This is a genomic window from Sulfitobacter sp. THAF37 (assembly GCF_009363555.1).
Classification (GTDB): Bacteria; Pseudomonadota; Alphaproteobacteria; order Rhodobacterales; family Rhodobacteraceae; genus Sulfitobacter.
The window spans coordinates 443,091-466,458 of record NZ_CP045372.1 but is presented as its reverse complement, the minus strand read 5'-3'; the positions used below and the strand labels follow the sequence as shown (position 1 = coordinate 466,458).

Annotated in this window: 22 protein-coding genes; 19 read left to right on the top strand and 3 right to left on the bottom strand. The window is 64.4% G+C overall.

Annotated elements, in window-relative coordinates:
* Window position 1 precedes the first annotated feature (1 nt).
* Genes FIU94_RS02325 through FIU94_RS02310 form a run of 4 tightly spaced genes read left to right on the top strand, consistent with a single transcriptional unit; the run spans window position 2 to window position 4,981 of the window.
* Entirely contained in the window at window positions 2-1,039 is a 1,038-nt protein-coding gene (locus FIU94_RS02325; RefSeq protein WP_152464249.1) for a TRAP transporter substrate-binding protein, read from the top strand.
* A 59-nt stretch (window positions 1,040-1,098) separates the two neighbouring features.
* The gene (locus FIU94_RS02320; RefSeq protein WP_152464248.1) at window positions 1,099-2,460 is read left to right on the top strand and encodes a glutamine synthetase family protein; all 1,362 of its coding nucleotides are present in this window, start codon (window positions 1,099-1,101) and stop codon (window positions 2,458-2,460) included.
* 1 nt (window position 2,461) lies between these two features.
* Window positions 2,462-3,832, top strand: a complete 1,371-nt coding sequence (locus FIU94_RS02315; protein ID WP_152464247.1) for an aldehyde dehydrogenase family protein — start codon at window positions 2,462-2,464, stop codon at window positions 3,830-3,832.
* Between the two features lie 3 nt (window positions 3,833-3,835).
* The gene (locus FIU94_RS02310; protein ID WP_152464246.1) at window positions 3,836-4,981 is read left to right on the top strand and encodes an iron-containing alcohol dehydrogenase; all 1,146 of its coding nucleotides are present in this window, start codon (window positions 3,836-3,838) and stop codon (window positions 4,979-4,981) included.
* 623 nt (window positions 4,982-5,604) lie between these two features.
* Here FIU94_RS02310 and FIU94_RS02305 read toward each other — a convergent pair.
* Together FIU94_RS02305 and FIU94_RS02300 are read right to left on the bottom strand one after the other, a co-directional pair.
* The gene (locus FIU94_RS02305) at window positions 5,605-6,075 is read right to left on the bottom strand and encodes a MaoC family dehydratase (RefSeq protein ID WP_152464245.1); all 471 of its coding nucleotides are present in this window, start codon (window positions 6,073-6,075) and stop codon (window positions 5,605-5,607) included.
* 11 nt (window positions 6,076-6,086) lie between these two features.
* A complete protein-coding gene (locus FIU94_RS02300) occupies window positions 6,087-7,091 on the bottom strand; it encodes an NADP-dependent oxidoreductase (RefSeq protein ID WP_152464244.1) in 1,005 nt (334 codons plus the stop codon).
* A gap of 40 nt (window positions 7,092-7,131) precedes the next feature.
* Between FIU94_RS02300 and FIU94_RS02295 the strand changes: the two genes are divergently transcribed.
* Complete coding sequence (locus FIU94_RS02295) at window positions 7,132-7,785, top strand: histidine phosphatase family protein (protein ID WP_152464243.1); 654 nt, start codon at window positions 7,132-7,134, stop codon at window positions 7,783-7,785.
* 53 nt (window positions 7,786-7,838) lie between these two features.
* Here the strand turns inward: FIU94_RS02295 and FIU94_RS02290 are convergent, their stop codons facing one another.
* The gene (locus FIU94_RS02290) at window positions 7,839-8,834 is read right to left on the bottom strand and encodes an NADPH:quinone oxidoreductase family protein (protein WP_152464242.1); all 996 of its coding nucleotides are present in this window, start codon (window positions 8,832-8,834) and stop codon (window positions 7,839-7,841) included.
* A 140-nt stretch (window positions 8,835-8,974) separates the two neighbouring features.
* Between FIU94_RS02290 and FIU94_RS02285 the strand changes: the two genes are divergently transcribed.
* The 14 genes from FIU94_RS02285 to FIU94_RS02220 all read left to right on the top strand — a co-directional run bounded on the left by FIU94_RS02285 (window position 8,975) and on the right by FIU94_RS02220 (window position 23,366).
* Window positions 8,975-10,147, top strand: coding sequence for an acyl-CoA dehydrogenase family protein (locus FIU94_RS02285; protein ID WP_152464241.1), 1,173 nt, complete (start codon window positions 8,975-8,977; stop codon window positions 10,145-10,147).
* 4 nt (window positions 10,148-10,151) lie between these two features.
* The gene (locus tag FIU94_RS02280; RefSeq protein ID WP_172975832.1) at window positions 10,152-11,267 is read left to right on the top strand and encodes an acyl-CoA dehydrogenase family protein; all 1,116 of its coding nucleotides are present in this window, start codon (window positions 10,152-10,154) and stop codon (window positions 11,265-11,267) included.
* The gene (locus FIU94_RS02275; RefSeq protein WP_152464240.1) at window positions 11,268-12,089 is read left to right on the top strand and encodes an SDR family oxidoreductase; all 822 of its coding nucleotides are present in this window, start codon (window positions 11,268-11,270) and stop codon (window positions 12,087-12,089) included. It abuts the gene before it with no gap.
* A complete protein-coding gene (locus tag FIU94_RS02270) occupies window positions 12,089-13,015 on the top strand; it encodes an SDR family NAD(P)-dependent oxidoreductase (RefSeq protein WP_152464239.1) in 927 nt (308 codons plus the stop codon). Before FIU94_RS02275 ends, FIU94_RS02270 begins: the two co-directional genes overlap by 1 nt.
* Before the next feature lie 15 nt (window positions 13,016-13,030).
* Complete coding sequence (locus tag FIU94_RS02265; protein ID WP_152464238.1) at window positions 13,031-14,227, top strand: acetyl-CoA C-acyltransferase; 1,197 nt, start codon at window positions 13,031-13,033, stop codon at window positions 14,225-14,227.
* Between the two features lie 76 nt (window positions 14,228-14,303).
* A complete protein-coding gene (locus FIU94_RS02260) occupies window positions 14,304-15,296 on the top strand; it encodes a nitronate monooxygenase family protein (protein WP_152464237.1) in 993 nt (330 codons plus the stop codon).
* Window positions 15,297-15,329: 33 nt separating this feature from the next.
* A complete protein-coding gene (locus FIU94_RS02255; protein ID WP_152464236.1) occupies window positions 15,330-15,980 on the top strand; it encodes a histidine phosphatase family protein in 651 nt (216 codons plus the stop codon).
* Window positions 15,981-15,990: 10 nt separating this feature from the next.
* Window positions 15,991-17,019 (top strand): phosphotransferase family protein, encoded by a 1,029-nt coding sequence (locus FIU94_RS02250; protein WP_152464235.1) that lies wholly within the window; start codon window positions 15,991-15,993, stop codon window positions 17,017-17,019.
* A gap of 6 nt (window positions 17,020-17,025) precedes the next feature.
* On the top strand, window positions 17,026-17,817 hold the full coding sequence (locus FIU94_RS02245; protein ID WP_152464234.1) for an IclR family transcriptional regulator: 792 nt from the start codon (window positions 17,026-17,028) through the stop codon (window positions 17,815-17,817).
* A 454-nt stretch (window positions 17,818-18,271) separates the two neighbouring features.
* Window positions 18,272-19,519, top strand: coding sequence for a branched-chain amino acid ABC transporter substrate-binding protein (locus FIU94_RS02240; protein ID WP_152464233.1), 1,248 nt, complete (start codon window positions 18,272-18,274; stop codon window positions 19,517-19,519).
* 97 nt (window positions 19,520-19,616) lie between these two features.
* Window positions 19,617-20,573 (top strand): branched-chain amino acid ABC transporter permease, encoded by a 957-nt coding sequence (locus FIU94_RS02235; RefSeq protein WP_152464232.1) that lies wholly within the window; start codon window positions 19,617-19,619, stop codon window positions 20,571-20,573.
* The gene (locus FIU94_RS02230; protein ID WP_152464231.1) at window positions 20,570-21,907 is read left to right on the top strand and encodes a branched-chain amino acid ABC transporter permease; all 1,338 of its coding nucleotides are present in this window, start codon (window positions 20,570-20,572) and stop codon (window positions 21,905-21,907) included. Before FIU94_RS02235 ends, FIU94_RS02230 begins: the two co-directional genes overlap by 4 nt.
* Window positions 21,904-22,665 carry an ABC transporter ATP-binding protein gene (locus FIU94_RS02225; RefSeq protein ID WP_152464230.1) on the top strand — a complete coding sequence of 254 codons (762 nt, stop codon included), beginning with the start codon at window positions 21,904-21,906 and terminating at the stop codon, window positions 22,663-22,665. The genes FIU94_RS02230 and FIU94_RS02225 overlap by 4 nt, the downstream gene beginning before the upstream one ends.
* Complete coding sequence (locus FIU94_RS02220; protein WP_152466923.1) at window positions 22,662-23,366, top strand: ABC transporter ATP-binding protein; 705 nt, start codon at window positions 22,662-22,664, stop codon at window positions 23,364-23,366. Before FIU94_RS02225 ends, FIU94_RS02220 begins: the two co-directional genes overlap by 4 nt.
* Window positions 23,367-23,368 lie beyond the last annotated feature (2 nt).

Sequence of the window (23,368 nt, the reverse complement as noted above, 5' to 3'; positions counted from 1 at the left end):
CATGACCACGAGACGTAATTTCATCAAACACGCCGGTCTGGCCGGTGCCGCCACGCTGGCCGCACCCTCCATCGCCCGCGCCCAGGAGGCGATCAAGTGGCGCTTTCAGACCTATGCCGGTTCTGCGCTGGGTGAACATGTGACCAAGCCGGTCATCGACTATATCAACACGGCGGCAAACGGCGAGCTTGAGATCGAATTGTTCTATGCGGATCAGATCGTGCCGACGGGCGAACTGTTCCAGGCGCTGCAGCGCGGGACCATCGACGGGGTGCATTCGGACGACGATTCCATGGCCTCGCCCACGCCGCTGCAGCAGTTCGGCGGCTATTTCCCCTTTGCCACGAAACATATCCTCGACGTGCCGGTGCTGTTCAACCAATACGGCCTGAAGGAGATCTGGGAAGAGGAATACGCCAAGGTCGGCGTCAAGTGGTTGTCGGCGGCGGGGCAGGACCCCTGCAACTTCAACACCAAGAAGGAAATCAAATCGGTTGCCGATCTTGACGGGCTGAAGCTTTATACCTTCCCGACGGCGGGCCGCTTCCTGTCGAAGTTCGGCGTTGTGCCGGTGAACATTCCCTACGAGGATGCCGAAGTTGCCGTGCAGACCGGCGAGCTGGACGGCATGGCGTGGTCCGGGATCACCGAGGACTACACCGTCGGCTGGGCCGATGTGACCGATTACTTCCTGACCAACAACATTTCCGGTGCCTGGATCGGGTCGTGGTTCGTGAACGAACAGCGGTGGGCCGATCTGCCGGAACACCTCAAGGCCATCGTCATGGCCGGGACCGAAGCGGGCCACACCTATCGCAACCAGTGGTACTGGGGCGGCGAAGCGGCGCTGCGCGCCAATGGCGACAAGCTGCAGCTGCGCACGGTGCCGTCAGCGGAATGGAACGAGGTCGAGAATGCGGCCAAGGAGTTCTGGGAAGAAGTGGCGCAGGAAGGCGAAGTGCACCAGAAGATCGTCAACATCTTCAAGGAGTACAACAGCGTCATCAACCAGGCCGGACCGCCCTACACCAACGGTTGAGCCAGTATCGGCGGGGGCGCTAGGGCGCCCCTGCCTGCCTTTTGCGAATGGAGAACGAGATGCCCGGCACCCTGAGTTTTGACGATCTGAAAACCCGCGTCGCGGACGGCACCGTCGACACCGTGCTGGTCTGCGCGGTGGACATGCAGGGCCGCCTGATGGGCAAACGGTTTCATGCGGTGAACTTCATCGAGACCTCATTTGAGGAAACACATTGCTGCAACTACCTGCTGGCCACGGATCTAGAGATGGCCACCCCGGACGGCTATGCCTCTACCTCGTGGCAGAAGGGCTACGGCGATTACGTGATGGCGCCGGATCTGGCCACCATCCGCCCGCTGCCCTGGCTGGAAGGCACCGTCATGGTGCTGTGCGACATCCTGGATCACCACCACGATCCGGTGCCCCATGACCCGCGCGGCATCCTGAAGAAACAGATCGCGCGGCTGGCCGACCTGGGGTTTGAGGCGCAGATGGCGACGGAACTGGAATTCTTCCTGTTCGAGAAGAGCCTGGATGAAATCCGCAAGGGTGGCTTTGCCGACCTCACCCCGATCAGCGGTTATAACGAGGATTACCACATCTTCCAGACCACCAAGGAGGAACATGTGATGCGCCCGGTGCGCAATCACCTGTTTGCCGCCGGTCTGCCGATCGAAAACTCCAAGGGCGAGGCCGAGGCGGGGCAGGAGGAGCTGAACATCCGCTATGCCCCCGCTCTCGACTGCGCCGATCACCACACCATCGCGAAACACGCGGTCAAGGAAATCGCCTGGCAACAGGGCCATGCCGCCAGTTTCCTGCCGAAGTGGCGCGCCGACAGGGTCGGGTCCTCCAGCCATGTGCATCAGTCGCTGTGGCAGGACGGCAAGCCCGCGTTCTTTGACCCGGAGGCCGATCTGGGCATGACCGACCTGATGCGGCACTACATGGCGGGGCTGATCGCCTATGCGCCGGAATATACCTTTTTCCTCGCGCCCTATGTGAACAGCTACAAACGCTTTGCCAAGGGCACCTTTGCGCCGACCAAGACGGTCTGGTCCATCGACAACCGCACCGCCGGGTTCCGCCTGTGCGGCGAAGGCACCAAAGGTGTCCGGGTGGAGTGCCGCATCGGCGGGTCCGACCTGAACCCCTATCTTGCCCAGGCGGTCATGCTGGCCGCCGGGATCAAGGGGATCGAGGACAGGATGGAGCTCGCCCCGCCCACCAGAGGCGATGTCTATGACGATGCCAAGGCGGCGGACATTCCGCAGACCCTGCGGGCGGCGACGGAAACGCTGCGCAATTCGGCCTTCCTGCGCGCGGCGCTGGGCGACGATGTGGTTGACCACTACACCCGCTGCGCCGAATGGGAGCAGGAGGAGTTCGACCGTGCGGTGACGGACTGGGAAATCAAACGTGGATTTGAAAGGGCCTGACATGATCAGATGCATCTCTCCCATCGACGGGTCGGTCTATGCCGAGCGGCCCGTCCTGACGCTGGTCGAGGCGAAAGGCGCCGTGGCCGAGGCGCGGACCGCCCAGGCGACCTGGGCGGCGCTGCCGCTGGAGGACCGGATCGCACGGGTCGAGGCCGGTGTCGCCAATGTGGGGGCGATGAACGACGCCATCGTGCCGGAACTGGCGCATCAGATGGGTCGCCCCGTGCGCTACGGCGGCGAATTCGGCGGCTTCAAGGAACGCGCCAGCTATATGGCGGGGATCGCGGAAAAGGCGCTGGCGGATATCGAGATCGAAGACAGCGACAGTTTCCGCCGTGTGATCAAGCGGGTGCCGCATGGTCTGGTGCTGGTCATCGCACCCTGGAACTATCCCTATATGACGGCGATCAACACCGTTGCCCCCGCGCTGATCGCGGGCAATGCGGTGATGTTGAAACACGCCAGCCAGACCCCGCTGGTGGGGGAACGCCTGGCCGAAGCGTTTCACGCGGCGGGCGTGCCCGAGGAGGTGTTCCGAAACGTGTTTCTCGACCACCAGACCACGTCCGACCTGATCGCGGCAAAGTCATTCGGTTTCGTGAACTTCACCGGGTCGGTCAGCGGCGGTCAGTCGATCGAACGTGCGGCGGCGGGCACCTTTACCGGGCTGGGGCTGGAACTGGGCGGCAAGGACCCCGGCTATGTCAGGGCGGATGCCGATGTCGAGGCCGCGGCGGAAAGCCTGATCGACGGAGCCATGTTCAACGCCGGTCAGTGCTGCTGCGGGATCGAGCGGATCTACGTCCACGCCGATGTCTACGACGCTTTCGTGGCCCGGGCGGTGTCCATCGTTGAAGGCTACAAGCTGGGCAATCCGCTGGAGCCGGAAACCACGCTGGGACCGATGGCGCAGCCCCGGTTTGCCGACCTGGTGCGCGCCCAGACCGCCGAAGCGGTCGAGATGGGCGCGACGGCGCTGATCGACCCCGCGCTGTTTCCGCAGGATGGCGGGGCCTACCTGATGCCGCAGATCCTGACCGATGTGACCCACGAGATGCGGGTCATGCGCGAGGAAAGCTTTGGCCCCGTGGTGGGGATCATGCGCGTGTCGGGCGACGACGAGGCGGTGGCGCTGATGAACGACAGCGACTACGGCCTGACGGCGTCGGTCTGGACCGGTGACGCGGCGGCGGCCGAGGCGCTGGGCAACAGGATCGAAACCGGCACCGTGTTCATGAACCGTGCCGACTATCTGGACCCCGCCCTGTGCTGGACCGGCTGCAAGGACACCGGGCGCGGCGGCGGCCTGTCGGTGATCGGCTATCACAATCTCACACGTCCCAAATCATACCATCTCAAGAAAGCCTGACCCATGACGCTAACCGCCAACTGGTCCTATCCCACCGCTGTCCGCTTTGGCGCCGGACGCATTTCCGAAATCGCGGAGGCCTGCGTTGCCGCGGGCATCCAGAAGCCGCTGCTGGTCACGGACCGGGGGCTGGCGTCGATGGAGATCACGACCCGCACGCTCGATCTGCTTGAGGGCGCGGGGCTGGGCCGCGCGATCTTTGCCGAGGTGGACCCCAACCCCACCGACCGCAACGCGGAAGAGGGCGTGCGCGTCTACCGCGAGGGCGGGCACGACGGCGTTGTCGCTTTCGGCGGCGGCTCCGGGCTGGACCTGGGCAAGGTCGTCGCCTTTATGGCGGGCCAATCGCGCCCGCTGATGGATTTCGAGGACATCGGCGATTGGTGGACGCGCGCCGACGCCGAGGCGATTGCGCCCATTGTGGCGGTGCCCACCACCGCCGGGACCGGGTCGGAAGTGGGCCGCGCCAGCGTCATCACCAAGTCCGACACGGCGGAGAAAAAGATCATCTTTCATCCGCGGATGCTGCCCGGCGTCGTGATCTGCGACCCGGAACTGACGGTGGGGATGCCGCCCTTTATCACCGCCGGCACCGGGCTGGATGCCTTTGCCCATTGCGTCGAGGCCTATTGTTCGCCGCATTATCATCCGATGTCACAGGGCATGGCGCTGGAAGGGATGCGGCTGGTCAAGGACTACCTGCCGCGGGCCTATGCCGACGGCGGCGACATCGAGGCGCGGGCGCAGATGATGGCGGCGGCGGCGATGGGGGCCACCGCGTTTCAAAAGGGGTTGGGGGCGATCCATGCGCTGTCGCATCCGATCGGCGCGATCTATCACACGCACCATGGCACCACGAACGCGGTCTGCATGCCTGCGGTGCTGCAGTTCAACCGGCCCGAGATCGAAGACGTGATCGACCGCGCGGCGCGTTATCTCGGCATCGACGGGGGCTTTGACGGCTTTGCCACCTTTGTGGATGACCTGAACGCGTCAATGAAGATCCCGGCGTCGCTGAGCGCGATGGGGATCGGGGAGGTGGACATCGACCGCGTCGTCAAGGGGGCGCTGGCCGATCCCAGCACCGGGGGCAATCCGGTCAAGATGACCGAGACGAACACGCGGGCATTGCTGGAAAAGATCGTCTAGCGCGGCACGACCGCGCCGATACGGTCTGGCGTCAAGGCCGCTCAGGGCAGGGCGCACAGGTTTGGACGGGCGGTCCCGGCCAGTCTGCCAAAGGTTGTCAGACACTGCGCCGAAGACATGTCATATTTGACATGTCTTCATTGGCGGACCCGCGCTGTGCAGCGCCCGATGGAAAGGTTCCTTTGGACGCGGGCCTGGGGCGCAAGCGGGCAGTGGAAAGAAATCCGCAACCTGACCAATGCCGTGTGGGATGTTTCCTGCACTCCTTCGCCATGCGCGGGCGAGCACCTGAGAAGACATGTCATGTTTGACATGTCTGCTTGGAGGTCCCTGGCGGCTCGTTCAGACGCGCCCTCCAGCTTTCTCCAAGGCCAGTGCCGACAAGTTATGGAAAAAACCGGTATCCAGAGAAGGCCTCAGGCCACGATCCTGTCCCACTTCGCCATCCCTCGAACCGGCACCAGCGAAGACATGTCATTTTTGACATGTCATCCAAGACATATCAAAAATGACAGGTTTGCTTTGCCGTCGCGTGGGCAGGCCGGGTCAACCGCCATGCGGTGCTGCAGACGCCAAAGCGGGCGGGGGACGTCAGGCCACTGGCGCCGTCGCCCCCGCCCGGATCAATCCTCGAAGACGGCCAGCCCGAGCCATTCGGCGATCAGCGCGGGCGTTTCCTCGCCCTCGATCTCGATGGTCAACAGGTTCTCGCGCATCATCTTTTCCGTGCCGCGCGGGCGGACCGCCTGCAGTGTAAACCGCCCCCGCAGGCGCGCCCCGGCCCGCACCGGTTTGAGAAACCGCAGCTTGTTCATGCCGTAGTTCACGCCCATGACCTGCCCCGGCAACATCGAAAAACAGTCGTAGGCGAACCGGCTGGCCAGCGACAGCGTCAGGAACCCATGCGCGATGGTCCCGCCAAAGGGCGATTCCGCCGCTGCCCGCTCGGGGTCCACATGGATCCACTGGGTGTCCTGGGTGGTCTCGGCGAACTGGTCGATCATGGCCTGATCCACCGTGATCCAGTTCGACACCCCCACCTCGGTACCGATCAGTTTCTCGCTGGCCTCCAGGGCCTTTTGCATGGCGGACATATCCTGCTCCTTCAGTTCGGGTCGGCGGCAACACGCACCATGCGCTTGCCCTTGTTTTCGCCGGCCAGCAGGCCGATCAATGCCTGCGGGGCGTTCTCCAGCCCCTCGACGATATCCTCTGTCACCTTGATCTGTCCGCGCTCCACCCAGTGTCGCATCGCGCGCAGGCACTTGTCGTCGTCGCGGGCGAAATCCATCACGATGAAACCCTCCATCCTCAGCCGCTTGACCACGATCGCCCCGGGCAGGTTGCGCGGTCCGGCGGGCGCATCGGTGTCGTATTGGCTGACCGCGCCGCAGCAGACCACGCGCCCGCGTTCGTTCATCACGTTCAGCGCCGATTCCAGCACCTTGCCGCCCACATTGTCAAAGTAGACGTCCGCCCCGTCCGGGCAGGCCTCGGCCAGGGCGCGCGACAGGCCGCCCGCGCGGTAGTCCACGCAAGCGTCAAAGCCCAGTTCCTCCTGCACCCAGCGGCATTTCTCGGCGCCACCGGCAATCCCCACCACCCGGCACCCGAGCGCCCGGGCGATCTGGCCCACGTAGCCGCCCACCGATCCGGCGGCGGCCGAGACGATCACGGTTTCGCCGGCCATCGGCCGCCCGATGGAGATCAGCCCGTGATACGCCGTCTTTCCCGCGATCCCGTAGACCGACATCAGGTGCGACAGCTGCGGCACCTTGGGCAGTTTCTGCGCCTTGTGGGCGGGCAGGGTGATGTAGTCCGACCAGGTTGCCTCTGCCGCGACGATGTCACCCACGGCCAGCCGGTCGCTGTTCGACTTCGTGACCTCGCAGATGGCATAGGTCGGCATGGCATCGCCCGTCTTCACGGCGGCGCGATAGGTCGCGCCCCGCATCCAGGATCGGTTCGCGGCATCAATGGACATCAGGATCACCCGCAGCTGAACCTCTCCCGCGCCGGGATCCGGCACGTCGGTTTCGGTCAGCCTGAAATGCTCGGGGCGCAGGGCGTCTTCGGGCAATTCCGCGATCACGATCTGGCGGTTTGTCATGGGATATGTCCTATTGGGTTGAATTGAAAAGGAGAGGTTCATGAGCAACGAGGCGCGACAGCACCGGTTCCGGCCCCCGCAAGGCGCGGCGGACCTGCTGCTGATCCGGCACGGCGAGACGCAGGCGGCAGTGCGCGGACAGAATTTCCCGATGGTGGACGGGCAGGGCGATCCGGCGCTGCGCCCCGAGGGCGAGGCGCAGGCCCGCGCGGTGGCGGCGCGGTTGAAGGACGCGCCCATCGGCGCGATCTACGTGACCACCATGCAGCGCACCCATCAGACCGCGGCCCCTCTTGCCGGGGCGCTGGGACTGACGCCAAGGGTCGAGCCCGACCTGCGCGAGGTGCACCTGGGCGATTGGGACGGCGGCGAATACCGGTTCCGCGCCGCCGAGAACGATCCGATCATCCAGCGCATGCGCGAAACGCAGGACTGGGGCGAGATTCCGGGCGCCGAGCCGCGCGATGCCTTCTTTGACCGCGTGCGGCGCGGTCTGACGCGGATTGCGGCGGCGCATCCTGACGAACTGGTGGCGGTCGTGGTGCACGGCGGCGTGATCGGCGCGGCGCTGGCCATCGCCACCGGCTCCCGGCCCTTCGGGTTCACCGGGGCCGACAACGGATCGATCAGCCGCCTCGTGGTGCGGGGGGACCAGATGATCCTGCGGGGGTTCAACGATGTGTCGCATCTCTGAAGGGGTCTGAGTGAAAAAATGCCCGGGGGGCGATCACGCCCGCCCGGCCGCTTTCACGCCACCGTCACCACGACCTTGCCGAGAACCTTGCGGTCTTCCATCATTTCCAGCGCCTCCGACGCCCTTTCCAGGGGGAACCGGGCCGAGATGCGCGGCTTGATCCTGCCTTCGGCGTACATGCGGAACAGGTCCTGCATGTTCTCGGCATGGGCTTGCGGCTCACGCGCCGTGTGCGCGCCCCAGAACACGCCGACCACCTGGCAGCCCTTGAGCAAGGTCAGGTTCAGCGGCAGCTTCGGGATGCCCGCCGGGAACCCCACGACCAGGAACCGCCCCTTCCAGGCCAGCGCCCGCACGGCAGGTTCGGCATAGTTGCCGCCCACCGCGTCATAAACCACATCGACCCCGTCACCGCCCGCCAGTTTCTTGATCTGACCGGAGAATTCCTTTTGCGCGTCGCGGTCCAGCTCGCGCGGATAGATCAGGGTCTCGTCCGCCCCGAGGTCGCGGCAGAACTGCGCCTTTTCCTCGGACGACACGGCGGCGATCACCCGCGCACCCGCCGCCTTGCCCAGCTCGATCGCCGCGGCGCCGACACCGCCAGCCGCCCCGAGAATCAGCAGGGTCTCCCCCGGCTGGATCGCCGCGCGGTCCTTGAGCGCATGATGCGAGGTGCCGTAGGTCAGCACCAGGCAGGACGCCTCGTCATAGGGCATGGCATCCGGGATCTTGATGACCTTGGCCGCGTCCGCCACGATATGCGTGGCAAAGCCGCCAAAGCCGGTCATCGCCAGCACGCGGTCGCCCTTGGCCAATCCGCTGACGCCTTCACCCACCGCGTCGATTTCGCCCGCGACTTCGCCGCCGGGGGCAAAAGGCCGGGGCGGCTTCATCTGGTACATGTCGCGGATGATCAGCGTATCGGGAAAGTTCAGACCGGCGGCATGCACCCGCAGACGCACCTGACCCTTGCCGGGTTCGGGCATATCGGTTTCTTTCAGCACCAGTGTTTCCGGCCCGCCCGGAGCCTCGCTCAGCATCGCTTTCATCTTGATTTCCTCCCGAATTCGATCTCGCCACAGTAGGGGACGCAGCGTCTCTTCTTGTCAATCCAATTTCGAAAGGGCATTCTGCTCTGCGGAATGGTGCGGCAGGGAGTGACGCAGCGTTCCATAGGGAGGAGACCGATATGACCGCCGAATCGACGCCCGATGCGTTCCGCGAGGAACTGCGCGCGTGGCTTGAGGAAAACTGTCCGCAAGAGATGCGCGACGGGAAAATGACCGAAGAGGGAATCTGCTGGGGCGGCAAGAACTGGCAGTTCACGTCCCAGGCCCAGAAGCAGTGGCTCGACCGCTGCGCGGCCAAGGGCTACACGGTGCCGACCTGGCCAAAGGACTACGGCGGGGCAGGACTGAACCGCGCGCAGGAAAAGATCTTCCATCAGGAGATGGGCCGCATCAATGCACGCAAGCCGCTGCAGAGTTTCGGCATCTGGATGCTGGGCCCCGCGCTGCTGCACTTTGGCAGCCATGAACAGAAGCTGCATTATCTGCCCCCCATCGCCCGCGGCGAGGTGCGCTGGTGTCAGGGCTATTCCGAACCCGGTGCCGGGTCGGATCTGGCCAATGTGCAGACCAAGGGTGAGGACAAGGGCGATCACTGGCTGGTCAACGGCCAGAAGATCTGGACCTCCTACGCGGACAAGGCCGACTGGATCTTCGCGCTGGTGCGCACCGACCGCGAGGCGCCCAAGCACAAGGGCATCTCATTCCTGCTGATCGACATGGAAGACCCCGGCGTCGAGACCCGCCCGATCAAGATGATCAGCGGCATTTCCCCCTTCTGCGAGACGTTCTTTACCGATGTGAAGGTGCCCAAGGACCAGATCGTGGGCGAAGAGAATCGCGGCTGGGACGTGGCGAAATACCTGCTGACCCACGAGCGCGAGATGATTTCCGGCGGCGGGGCGGGTCTGTCGGGCGGCGGTCGCGCGCTGGGCGCGGTGATCAAGGACACGATGGAGGGTCTGACGGATGCGACCCTGCGCGCCGACGCCATGCGCTGCGAGGTCGATTCGCTGGCCATCGGCCTGACGCTGGAACGCTACAAGGATCAGGCAGAGGCCGGGCAGGGTGCGGGCGATGCCTCTGCCATGCTGAAATACATGGGCACCGAACTGAACAAGCGGCGGCACGAGCTGATGATGACCGCCGGCGGGTCGGATGCGCTGGAATGGGACGGCCCGCTGGGCAACCGCGCGGGCGACTGGCTGCGCACCAAGGCGAACTCGATCGAGGGCGGCACCAGCGAGGTGATGCTGTCGATCGTGTCGCGCCGCGTTCTGGGATTGCCGGGGTAGGATCATGGAAAAACTTGTACTGACCGAAGAAGAGACCATGCTCAGCGACATGGCGCGCGGGTATCTGGATGGCGCCGCCCCGGTCGCCAAGCTGCGCAGGATGCGGGATGCGGGTGAAACGCATGACGCGGCGCTGTGGAAGGAAATGGCCGACATGGGCTGGGCCGGGGTGCTGGTGCCCGAGGCGCAGGGCGGCTCCGACATGGGATATGCCGCCGCGAACCTCCTGGCGCGCGAGATGGGCAAGACCCTGGCGGTCAGCCCCTATATCTCGACCGCCGTGATCGCCGCGACGGCGCTGCGGCAGGTGGCGGACGCGCGGGCCGAGGCGGCGCTGGCGCGCATCGCCGCGGGCGAAGCGACCTATGCGCTGGCAGTGGACGAAGGGATCAAGTTCGACCCCGAAGCCGCACAGATGACCGCGCGCGCCGACGGCAACGGCTTCCGGCTCGACGGGAAGAAGCAGTTCGTCGTAGATGGTGCCATGGCCGACCGGCTGCTGGTGCTGGCGCGGACCGACAACGGGCTGACCCTGTTCGACATTCCGGCGGACCGTGCGGGCGTGACCCGCGACCGCAGCAACATGATCGACGCCCGCGATGCGGCGCGGATCACATTCGACAACGTCGAGGCCACGGGCGAAGACGTGCTGGGCCAGGTCGATCAGGCGATGACGGTGCTGAAACCGGCGTTGATGGCAGGCCAGGGCGCGCTGGCCGCCGAGATGACGGGGCTGGCCGCCGGGGCCTTTGACATGACAGTGGGCTACATCAAGGAGCGCAAGCAGTTCGGCATCGAAATCGCCCGCTTTCAGGCGCTGCAGCACCGCGCCGCGCATCTGTGGTGCGAGATCGAGGTGACGGCATCGGCCATCCTGAACGCGGGCCGCATGATGGACGCGGACCCGGACAGCGCCGCGCTGGCGGTGTCGCTGGCCAAGGCCCGCGCGACCCAGACCGCGACGCTGGCGGTGCAGGAAGGCGTGCAGATGCACGGTGGCATTGGGATGACCGACGCCTATGATATGGGGTTCTACATGAAACGCGCACGCGTCGGGGCGGAATGGTTGGGCGATTACAGCTATCACGCCGAACAGGTCGCCGCGGCAAGGGGGTTCTGAATGGATATCAACACGTTATTCGGTCTTGAGGGCAAGGTCGCCCTGGTCACGGGCGGTGCCACGGGCATCGGCCGCATGGCCGCAGAGGCGCTGGTGCGCGCCGGGGCCACGGTGCTCTTGGCCAGCCGCAAGGGCGACGCCTGCGAAGCGGTCGCGAAAGAGCTGAACGATATGGGCGCATCGGGCAAGGCCGTCGGGTTTGCCGGTGACGTCGGCACCGAAGAGGGCGTCGATGCGCTGGTCTCGGCGGTGCAGCAGTACACCGACCGGCTGGACATCCTGATGAACAACGCCGGCATCACCTGGGGCGCGCCGCTGGGCGACTTCCCGTTCCACGCCTGGAACAAGGTGATGACCGTCAATGTGGCGGGGCTGTTCGACCTGACGCAGAAGCTGCTGCCGATGCTGCGCGCCTCGGGCAGCGTGGATGACCCCGCGCGGGTGGTCAACGTCGGCTCCGTCATGGGCGAGCGCGAGATGGGCGATGGCGCCTACAGCTACTCTGCCTCCAAGGCCGCCGTGATTCACCTGAGCAAGATCCTTGCCAAGGAACTGGCCGGTGAGGCGATCACCGTGAATGCGCTGGCCCCCGGACCCTTCGTCAGCCGCATGACCGCCTTTGCCACCCATGACGAGGACATGCGCAGCAGGGTCGGCGACGACGTGCCGCTGAAGCGCGTGGGCCGGGACGAGGATATCGCGGGCTGCATGCTGTTCCTCTGCGGACGGGGCGGCGCCTATGTGACCGGCGCGGTGATCCCGGTGTCGGGCGGCATCAACGTCATGTCCGGCCCCAACATCTTTGAACAGGCGCTGCACTGATGGCCGATATCCGTTTTGATGGCAGGGTGGCGATTGTCACCGGGGCGGGCGTGGGCCTGGGGCGCTCCCATGCGCTGGGACTTGCCGCGCGCGGGGCCAAGGTCGTGGTGAACGATCTGGGCGTCGCGCGCGACGGCACAGGCACCTCGTCCGAGGCGGCAAAGGCCGTGGTGGCCGAGATCGAGGCGATGGGCGGCGAGGCGATGAGCCACGGCGCCGATGTGTCCGATGAAGCCGCGGTCAAGGATATGGTGGCGCAGGCGATGGACGCCTGGGGCCGGATCGACATCTGCGTGAACAACGCGGGCATCCTGCTGGACAAGACATTCGCCAAGATGGAAATGTCCGCCTTCCGCAAGGTGGTGGACGTGCATCTGATCGGGTCGGCCAACGTGGCCCATGCCTGCTGGCCGATCATGCGCGAACAGAAATACGGGCGCATCGTGCTGACCTCTTCCGCCTCGGGGCTATACGGCAACTTCGGCCAGTCCAACTATGGCGCGGCCAAGGCGGCGATGATGGGGCTGATGAACGTGCTGCACATGGAAGGTGCGCGCGACAACATCCGCGTGAACACGCTGGCCCCCACCGCCGCGACCCGAATGACCGCCGATCTGCTGCCCGCAGAGGCGCAGGAGCTGCTGGCCCCCGAGACCATCACGCCGGGTCTTTTGTATCTGGTCAGCGAGGATGGACCGAGCCAGGTCATCCTCGGGGCCGGTGCGGGCAGTTTTGCCGAAACCCGCGTCTACGAGACCCGCGGCATCACCCTGATGGGGGACGACAACACCCCCGAACAGGTGGCGGCGCGGTTCGACGAGATCCGCGACCCCAAGGACCAAGAACAACTGGGCGATGCCTTCGGCCAGACCAAGAAATACGCCCTCAATGCAGCGCAGGCCCGTGGCCTGAAGCTCGACTGGTAAAATAGGAGATTACCCATGCGCGACGCAGTCATCGTATCCACAGCCCGCACCCCGATCGGCAAGGCCTATCGCGGGGCGTTCAACAACACCACGCCGCAGACGCTGGCGGGGCATGCCATTGAACACGCGGTGAAACGTGCCGGTGTGGACCCGGCCGAGATCCAGGACTGCATCATTGGTGCCGCCCTGCAGCAGGGCCATCAGGCAGGCAACATCGCCCGTCAGGCCGCGATCCGCGCGGGCCTGCCCGTCACGGTAGCGGGCATGTCGGTGGACCGGCAGTGTGCCTCCGGCATGATGGCGATTGCCACGGCGGCCAAGCAGGTTGTGATGGACGGCATGGATGTGGTTGTCGGCGGCGGGGTGGACAGCATCTCGATGGTGCAGACCCCGGAGATGCGCGTCAGCCGCGACCCATGGCTGAAGGAGCACAAGCCGGAAATCTACATGTCCATGCTGGAAACGGCGGAAACCGTCGCCGAACGCTACAACGTGAGCCGCGAGCGGCAGGACGAATATGCCGCCCGGTCGCAGGAACTGACGCACCAGGCGCAGGAAGCCGGCAAGTTCGACGACGAAATCGTGCCGCTGACCAGCAAGATGATGGTGCAGAACAAGGAAACCAAGGAAATCACCGAACACGAGGTGACGCTGGAAAAGGACGAGGGCAACCGCCCGGGCACCACGGCGGAAAGCCTTGCGGGCCTTCAGCCGGTGCACAAGAACGGCATCCACATCGCGGAAGGCAAATACATCACCGCCGGGAACGCCTCTCAGCTGTCCGATGGCGCGTCCGCGACCGTGGTGATGGAGGCCAAGAAGGCCGAGCAGATGGGCCTGCAGCCGCTGGGCCGCTACATCGGCGTCATGGCCGCGGGCTGCGAACCGGACGAGATGGGCATCGGCCCGATCTATGCCGTGCCGCCGCTGCTCAAGGCGCATGGGCTGACGATGGACGACATCGGCCTGTGGGAACTGAACGAGGCGTTTGCGGTGCAGGTGATCCAGTCCCGCGACGTGCTGGGCATCCCGGATGAGCTGCTGAACGTGAACGGCGGCGCGATCTCGATCGGGCACCCTTACGGCATGTCGGGCGCCCGCATGGTCGGCCACGCGCTGATCGAGGGCAAGCGCCGCGGCGCGAAATACGTCGTCTGCACCATGTGTGTCGGCGGCGGCATGGGGGCTGCGGGCCTGTTCGAGGTTCTGTAACCCTTTGCGCTTTGCCAACAAGAGGGGCGGGTTCACCCGCCCCCTGACCGTCAACATGACCCTGACAGGAGCCACGATGCCCCGCGACGATTCCCATCTGCCCCCTGCGCTGCAGGGCCTGCGCCTGCCTCTGATCGGCTCGCCCTTGTTCATCATTTCGGTGCCGAAACTGGTGATCGCGCAGTGCAAGGCGGGCATCGTCGGCGCTTTTCCCGCGCTCAACGCCCGCGAGGCGGAGGGCGAGCCGCCGCTGCTCGACAGCTGGCTCACGGAAATCCGCGAGGAGCTGGACCGTCACAATCAGGCCAACCCCGACCACCCGGCGGCACCCTATGCGGTGAACCAGATCGTGCATCGGTCGAACGGCAGGCTTGAGCGGGACCTTGAGATCTGCGCCAAACACGAGGTGCCGATCTGGATCACTTCGCTGGGCGCGCGGGTAGAGGTGAACGAGGCGGCCCATTCCTGCGGCGGCATCGTGCTGCATGACATCATCAACAACACATTCGCGAAGAAGGCGATCGAAAAGGGCGCGGATGGGCTGGTGGCCGTGGCCGCCGGTGCGGGCGGGCACGCAGGCCAACAGTCGCCCTTTGCGCTGGTGCGCGAGATCCGCGAATGGTTCGACGGGCCGGTGGCGCTGTCGGGGTCCATCGCCACGGGCGAGGCGCTGCTTGCCGCCCGCGCGGCGGGGGCCGATCTGGGCTATACCGGCTCGCCCTTCATCGCCACGGACGAAGCCAACGCCGACGACGCCTACAAGCAGATGATCGTCTCGGGCGGGGCCGAGGACATCGTCTATTCCTCATTGTTTACCGGGGTTTGGGGGAACTACCTCAAGGATTCCGTGCGCAACGCGGGGATGGACCCCGACAACCTGCCGACGGCGGACGCGTCCTCGATGAACTTTGGCCAGGACCGCGAAAAGCCGAAAGCCTGGAAAACCATCTGGGGCTCCGGCCAGGGCATCGGCGCGGTCAAATCCGTCGGGCCCGCCGGTGACATCGTCAGCCGCATGGCCGCGGAATACCTTGCCGCGGGCCGCAAACTGGCGGCGGAATTCTCGTGAGCCGCGCGGCGGTCAGATACCGGGACGGCCCGCATGGCTGAGATGGTCGTCATCCGCCACGGGCAGGCGTCCTTCGGGCAGGACAACTACGATGTGCTGTCCGACCTGGGCAAACGCCAGTCCGCCGCCGTCGGCGCGGTGCTGCGCGGGCTTGGCTGGGTGCCCGACCGGCTGGTCACAGGCACACTGACCCGGCAGAAGGACACGGCGCTGGCCATGGGGTTTTCCCAGGCGCCCGAGGAACATCCCGGCTTCAACGAATACGACTTTCACGACCTGCTGCACGCCCGCTACGACGGCCAGGTGCCCGATCTGGTTCAGGGCGACCGCAAGACCCATTTCCGCGCGCTGCGCGAGACGATCTTTGAATGGCAGGACGGTGCGTTCTCCGGCGCGGCGGAAACCTGGGACCAGTTCGCGGCACGGGTCGCCGCTGCCCGTGCCTTTGCCACCGATACCGACGCGCGGCGGGTGCTTGTCATTTCCTCCGGTGGGGTCATCGGCCAGCTTACCGCCACGGCGCTGGGCGCGCCCCGGCGCCAGATGATGAACCTCAACCTGCAGATCAAGAATACGTCGATCACCCGTTTCATGTTCTCCGGCAGCAATTTTTCCCTGGCGGAGTTCAACGCCACACCACATTTTTCGGATCCCGAGAGTGTGAAACTGACCAGTTACAGCTAAGGACAGAAGCATGAGCGCAGACACACAGACATTGGACCGCGATGCCGTCAACGCCTATCTGCGCGAGCATCTGCCGGGGTTCGAGGGCCTGACCGGCGTGACCAAGTTTCAGGGCGGGCAATCGAACCCGACCTTCCTGTTGGAGACGCCCGCGCACAATTACGTGCTGCGGCGCAAGCCGCCCGGCGTGCTGCTGAAATCCGCCCATGCCGTGGACCGCGAATACCGCGTGCAAAGCGCGCTGGCCGACACCGATGTGCCGGTCGCCAGGATGCACCTGCTGTGCGAGGACGACGACGTGATCGGATCGGCCTTCTACATCATGGACCACGTGCCGGGCCGCAACTTCAACCAGCCGTCGATGGAGGGCGTGTCGGTGGCGGACCGGGGCCGCATCATCGACGACATGAACCGGGTTCTGGCCGCGCTGCACGAGGTCGACATCCACGCCGTGGGGCTGGATGATTTCGGGCCGGCGGGCAACTACTTTGAACGGCAGGTGGGCCGCTGGTCCAAACAGTACAAGGCGTCAGAGACCGAGGACATCCCGGCGATGAACCAACTGATGCAGGCGCTGGTCGATCAACGCCCCGAAGATGACGGCCAGCGGACGCTGGTGCACGGCGACTACCGGCTGGACAACCTGATCTTCGATGCGGAAAAGCCCGAGTGCCGGGCGGTTCTGGACTGGGAACTGTCCACCATCGGCCATCCCTTTGCCGATCTGGCCGCCGTCATCATGCAGTGGCAGATGCCCGCCGGCGCCGAAGGACGCGGCATGGGCGGGCTGGACCGCGCCGCACTGGGCCTGCCGTCGGACGAAGACTTCATCGCGGCCTATTGCAAACGCCGGGGCCTGAACGGGATCGACCATTTCGGGTACTATCTGGCGTTCAACTTCTTCCGCATGGCGGCGATCATTCAGGGTGTGCTCAAGCGCGCGCTCGATGGCAATGCGTCCAACCCCGAACGCGCGATGAAGGTGGGCCGGTATGTGCCCGTCTTTGCGCAGCACGGGGTGGATGCGCTGGAACGGTAGAGCGATATGGATGAGTTTGGCGCCGATCCCGGCGAGAGCAAAGACCGGAACTTCGTGACCGCGCTGGCGCGGGGGCTGGATATCCTGCGGGCGTTCCGGCCCAACGAGGCGACGCTGACCAATTCCGATCTCGCGGAGCGTACCGGCCTGCCCAAGGCGACGGTGTCGCGCCTGACCCACACGCTGTGCGCGCTGGATTACCTGGTGGCGGACGACCGCGTGGGCACCTACCGGCTGAGCGCGGGGGTGCTGCGCCTGGGGTTCAGCGCACTCAGCTCGATGGATATTTCCGCCCGCGCGGAAACCGAGATGCGCGCGCTGCGGGACGGGCCGAACAGCTATATCACCGTGGCGCTGGGCGAACAGCACCGGCTTGAAGTGATCTATGTCGCCACCCAGAACTCCTACGAAGGGGTGTCGCTGACCCTGCCTGTCGGGTCCCGGCTGCCGCTCTTCCGCTCGGCCATCGGCAAGGCGATCCTGGTCGGCATGACCGAAGCGGACCGCGAGCGCATCTTTGCCATCGCCGCCCAGCAGGGCCCCGATGTGGAGGAGGAAGGGCGCGCCAATTTCGAAGCCGCCCTGGCGGAATACAGCGCCTCGGGGTTCTGTTCCGGCTACGGAAGCTGGCGCAGCGACGTGAACGGCATCGCCGTTCCCATCGTCAGCCTGGACGGCCGTCGGGTCTATGGGCTGAACGTCGGCGGCCCGTCTTTCGTGGTCAAGAAAAAGCAGCTTGAAACGGTCTATGCGCCGCGTCTGACCGAGGCCGCAAAGCTGATCGGACTGCGCGGCTGAGCCTGCGGAAACGGGCCGGAGAATCGTCTGGGAAGCTTGCGGCAAGTTGTTTCGCAGTGCGAAACGCGGGCGGGACATTTTCTTTCGCGCATGCAGAAAAAACACCGGCTTTCAGCGGTTTTCCGACCCTGATCCGATCAATTTTCCGCGCTTTTCCGTGCTGTCATAATTGGCAAAAAATGCTGGATTAACAGGCATTTCAAACCCGGTGTTGCAGTGGTTCTCTCGAGGTGGTTTGCATTTATTATTCAATTTCAGCGCCTTATCGCAGGTTCTTGCATCCGGCGGTTGTATTTGCGTCGGGCCGCCGTCGCGCTGGCCCTGCGAATTCGTTCAAAGTGACGCTAGGTCGGTTGCCATCAGGAGCCTTGACTTTGGCCCGTGGTATGCAAGGCTCACCCAGCGACCGGAAGCGCCAGAAGCGCGCCGATAATGTCGCCAAAGGGAGGAAGTTATGAAGAGTATTACCAAGCTGGGCGCGGTCTCGGCTCTATCACTTGTCATCGGCGCATCCGCGTCTTTTGCCGAAACCATCAAGATCGCCTTCATCGACCCGCTGAGCGGTCCGTTCGCGAGCACCGGCACCAACGGCCTGCACCAGTTCGAATTCGCGGCCGAGCACATGGTCAACGAAAAGGGCGGCGTTCTGGACGGCGACACGTTCGAGGTCGTGGGCTTTGACAACCAGACCAGCCCCAAGGAATCGCTGATCCAGCTGCAGGTCGCGATCGACCAGGGCATCCGCTATGTCGTGCAGGGCAACAGCTCGGGCGTGGCGAACGCGCTGACCGAAGCGATCGACAAGCACAACCGCCGCAATCCCGACAGCCGCGTTCTGTTCCTGAACTACGCCGCCGTCGATCCGGCGCTGACCAACGACAAATGCAATTTCTGGCATTTCCGTTTCGACGCCAATGCCGACATCAAGATGGATGCGCTGACCGATGTGATCGTCGCGGATGAGAACATCAAGAAGGTCTATATCATCGGTCAGGACTATTCCTTCGGCAAGGCGGTGTCGGCTGCGGCTAACAAGATGCTCGGTGAAAAGCGCGACGACATCGAAGTCGTGGGCGACGAACTGCATCCCATCGGCAAGGTGAAGGACTTTACTCCCTATGCCCGCAAGGTCGTGTCGTCCGGCGCGGATGCGGTGATCACCGGCAACTGGGGCGCAGACATGCTGGGCCTGGGCAAGGCGATCATCGACAACGGCTTCGAAGGTCCGATCTATACCTACTACGCGGCAGGCTCCGGCATGACGGCGGCCTTCGGTGAAACCGGCAAGGACCGCATCCGCCTGATTTCACAGGGCAGCATCAACCCCATCGGGTCGGAAGAAGCGCGCGCCACCTACGAGGCGTTCGAGGCGAAGTATCCCGAGGGCAACATCGACCAGAGCCGGATCTTCAACACCATCGGCATGCTGGCCGCCGCGATCGAGGAAGCGGGCACCGCAGATGACGTTGTTGCCGTGGCATCGGCGCTGGAAGGCATGGAATACGAAAGCATGTGGGGCGGCAAGCTCTTCATGCGTCCGCAGGATCACCAGCTGATCCAGGACATGCACGTCGGCGTCCACACCGATGAAAACGTCGATTTCGACTTTGACAACTCCGGCTTCGGCGTTGTGAACGAGTCGACCATCGAAATGGCGGGCATGGACAGCCCGACCACCTGCGAGATGAAGCGCCCCGAATAAGGCGCTGCCGGTCCGTTCCCGGCCCTGCCGGGGACGGACCTTTTTCATCCGACATCACGCGATCTTCATCTTCGCGACACCCTAGCCGGAGGGGCCAATGGACCTCATTCTCGTCAATATCATCGACGGGCTGGTAACCGGATTGCTGCTGTTCATGCTGTCTGCCGGTCTGACCCTGATTTTTTCAATGATGGGCGTTCTGAACTTTGCCCACGCCAGCTTCTACATGCTGGGGGCCTATTTCGCCTACCAGATCAGCCTCGCGCTGGGGTTCTGGATGGGCCTGCTGATCGCGCCGCTGATCGTCGGTGTCCTGGGGGCCGGGGTCGAACGATACGGGCTGAGGCGCGTGCACCAATACGGCCACGTCCCCGAACTGATCTTCACCTTCGGCCTTGCGCTGCTGATCGAGGAACTGGTGCAATTCATCTGGGGCAAGAACCAGATGCCCTATTTCGTGCCCGATGCGCTGAACTTCTCGGCCTTCGCCATCGCGGGCAACTCCATCCCGGCGTACAAGATCTTCATGATCTTCACCTCGCTCGCGATCTTCATCGGGCTGCTCTTCATCCTGACGCGGACCCGCGTGGGCATGATCATCCAGGCCGCGCTCAGCTATCCCCGCACGGTCGAGGCGCTGGGCCACAACGTGCCGCTGATCTTCATGGGTGTCTTCGGGGTCGGCACCGCGCTGGCGGGCGTCGCCGGCGTGATCGCGGGGCCGGTGCTGGGCACATTCCCCGGCATGGCCTTTGTCCTCGGCTCCATCGTCTTCGTCACCATCGTGATCGGCGGGCTCGGATCGCTCTGGGGGGCTCTGGTGGCCTCGCTGCTGATCGGCTGGCTCACCACCTTCGCCAAGGCCTACAACATCGCGATGGAGGACATCCTGAACGGCATCGGCATCGCCACGCCGGAGAACCTGGACAGCAATGTCTTCCGTGACCTCTGGAGCATCACGTCACCCCAGATCGCCGATATCCTTCCCTACATCCTGATGGTGCTGATCCTGATCATCCGGCCCTCGGGACTTTTCGGAAAGCGTCACTCATGACCCAGATGGACACGAAAACCGACGTCAAGGGCGCCCGCGAGGACGAACAGATCACCACCGACCCGAAGTCGTCTGCACAGCAGATGCGGGCCGGAAACCTCACGCTGTCCTTCGGTCCGTGGATCGTCGCCGCGGTGTTGCTGGCGGTGCTGCCGTTCATCTTCACCAACAACTCGTCGATCACGATCATGAACCAGATGTGGATCACCGTGATCTTTGCCCTGGCCTACAACATGCTGCTGGGGCAGGGGGGCATGCTGTCCTTTGGCCATGCGGTCTATGCCGGTGTGGGCGGGTTCGCCTGCATGCACATCATGAACGCCTCCGACTTCTTCGCGATGCTGCCCTTGCCGGTGCTGCCGATCTTCGGCGGGCTGTTCGGCATGGGGCTGGCGATGATCGTCGGCAGTTTCTCCACCCGCAGCGCGGGCACCGTGTTCGCCATGATCTCGCTCGGCGTGGGTGAACTGATCGCCGCCTGTTCGGTGATCATCGTGGCCTTCTTCGGCGGCGAGGAAGGCGTGTCCGGCGACCGCACCTATGCGATGCCGTTCTTCGGCACCGAATTCCTGCAGCAGATCGAGGTCTATTACCTGATCTCGGCCTGGGTCCTGATCTCGGCGGGGCTGATGTACCTGTGGTCGCGGACCCCCGTGGGGCGGATGGCCAACGCCGTGCGCGACAACCCCGAACGGGCCGAGTTCCTGGGCTATTCCGCCCGCTGGGTGCGGTTCTACAGTTTTGTCGCCTCCGGCTTCTTTGCCGGGGTCGCGGGCGGGCTGTTTGCCATCAACTACGAGATCCTGACCGAGGAAAACCTGAATACCGCCTCCTCCGGCGTGATCCTGCTGGTCACGTTCCTGGGTGGCGTCGGCTTTTTCTTCGGGCCGATCATCGGGGCCATCGCCTTCACGCTGTTGCAGACGGTGCTCAGCCTGCAGACCGATCTCTGGGCCTTCTATGCGGGTACGCTTTTCGTCGCCACGGTGATGTTCTTTCCGGGCGGACTTGCCGGTCTGATGATGATGCATGTGCCGGTGTTCCGTCTGGGCAAGGCGCGGCTGCTTGTCATGCCCTACCTCAAGACGCTGCTGCCCGCGCTCATCGGCATCCTGGGGCTGGCCGCGCTGGTGGAGATGCTGTTCCACGTGCGCCACTCCGCGCCGGGGGACAATGAGATGACCCTGTTCTGGACCACCTTCGACAGCCACGCCATCCTGCCCTGGGTTGTCGCCATCGGCGTGACCGTGATCGCCCTGGGCATCACCCGCGCCACGGCCCCCGGCCTGCGCGACGCATGGAACGAGGCGAACACCGCGGGAGCACGCGCATGAGCACACCGGCACTCGAACTGATCGGCCTGAAGAAAAGCTTCGGCAAGGCCGAGATCATCCGCGGCATCGACCTGTCCATCGGCAAGTCGGAACGCCACGCGATCATCGGCCCCAACGGGGCGGGCAAATCGACCCTGTTCAACCTGATCACGGCGCGGTTCGCGCCGAGCGCGGGCGCGGTCAAGCTGCACGGCGAAGAACTGACCGGGCTGCAACCCTTCCAGATCAACCGCAAGGGGCTGTCGCGGTCGTTCCAGATCACCAACATTTTTCCCAGAATGTCGGTGTTTGAAAACGTCCGCTGCGCGCTCTTGTGGTCGCAGGGCTACAAGTACAGCTTCTGGAACCTCGTCAGCCGCAGCCGCGACCTGACCGAAGGGGCCGAAGCCATCCTGGAACAGATCAATCTGATCGCAAGGCGGGACCTGCCCGCAGGCACCCTGTCCTACGCCGAACAGCGTGCGCTCGAAATCGGGATCACCATCGCGGGCGGGGCCGATGTGATCATGCTCGACGAACCCACCGCCGGGATGAGCCATTCGGAAACGGATTACATCACGGACCTGATCATGAAGGTGACAGAGAACAAGACCCTGATCATGGTCGAACACGACATGGGCGTGGTCTTTGGCCTCGCGGACCGCATCTCGGTGCTGGTTTACGGCGAAATCATCGCGACCGGCAAACCCGAAGAGGTCCGGGGCGATCCCAAGGTGCAGGAAGCCTATCTGGGCGCGGCATTGGAGGCAGAACACTGATGATCGAAGTCACCGACATGCACGCCTATTACGGCAAGTCGCATATCCTTCAGGGCGTCAGCCTGAACGTGCAGGAGGGCGAGATCGTCGCCCTTCTGGGCCGCAACGGCGTCGGGCGGTCCACCACCTGCAAGGCCATCATGGGCGAGGTGGAGCCGAAGGGTTCGGTCAAGTTCAAGGGGCAGGAGATCTCCGGCAGGAAGGCCTATGAAATCGCCAACATGGGCGTGGGCTATGTGCCCGAGAACCGCGATATCTTTCCCGGTCTCACCACCCGCCAGAACCTGACGCTGGGCCTGAAGCCGGGGCAGAAGGACGGCGCGGGGCGCTGGTCCATGCAGGCCATGTTCGACATGTTCGAAAACCTCAGCCGCCGCGCGGATGTCGAAGCCTCGGTGCTGTCGGGCGGTGAACAGCAGATGCTGACGATGTGCCGCACGCTGATGGGCGACCCGGATTTCATCATGATCGACGAACCGACCGAAGGCCTGTCGCCGCAGATGGTTCAGAAGGTCGCCGAGGTGCTCAAGGCCATCGCGGAAAAAGGGATCTCGACCCTGCTGGTGGAACAGAAACTGTCCATTGCAATGGACATCGCCCATCGTGTTTATGTGATGGGGCACGGGCAGGTGGTGTTCGAAGGCACCCCCGCCGAACTCAAGGCCCGTGAAGATGTACGCAAGGAATGGCTAGAGGTCTGAAT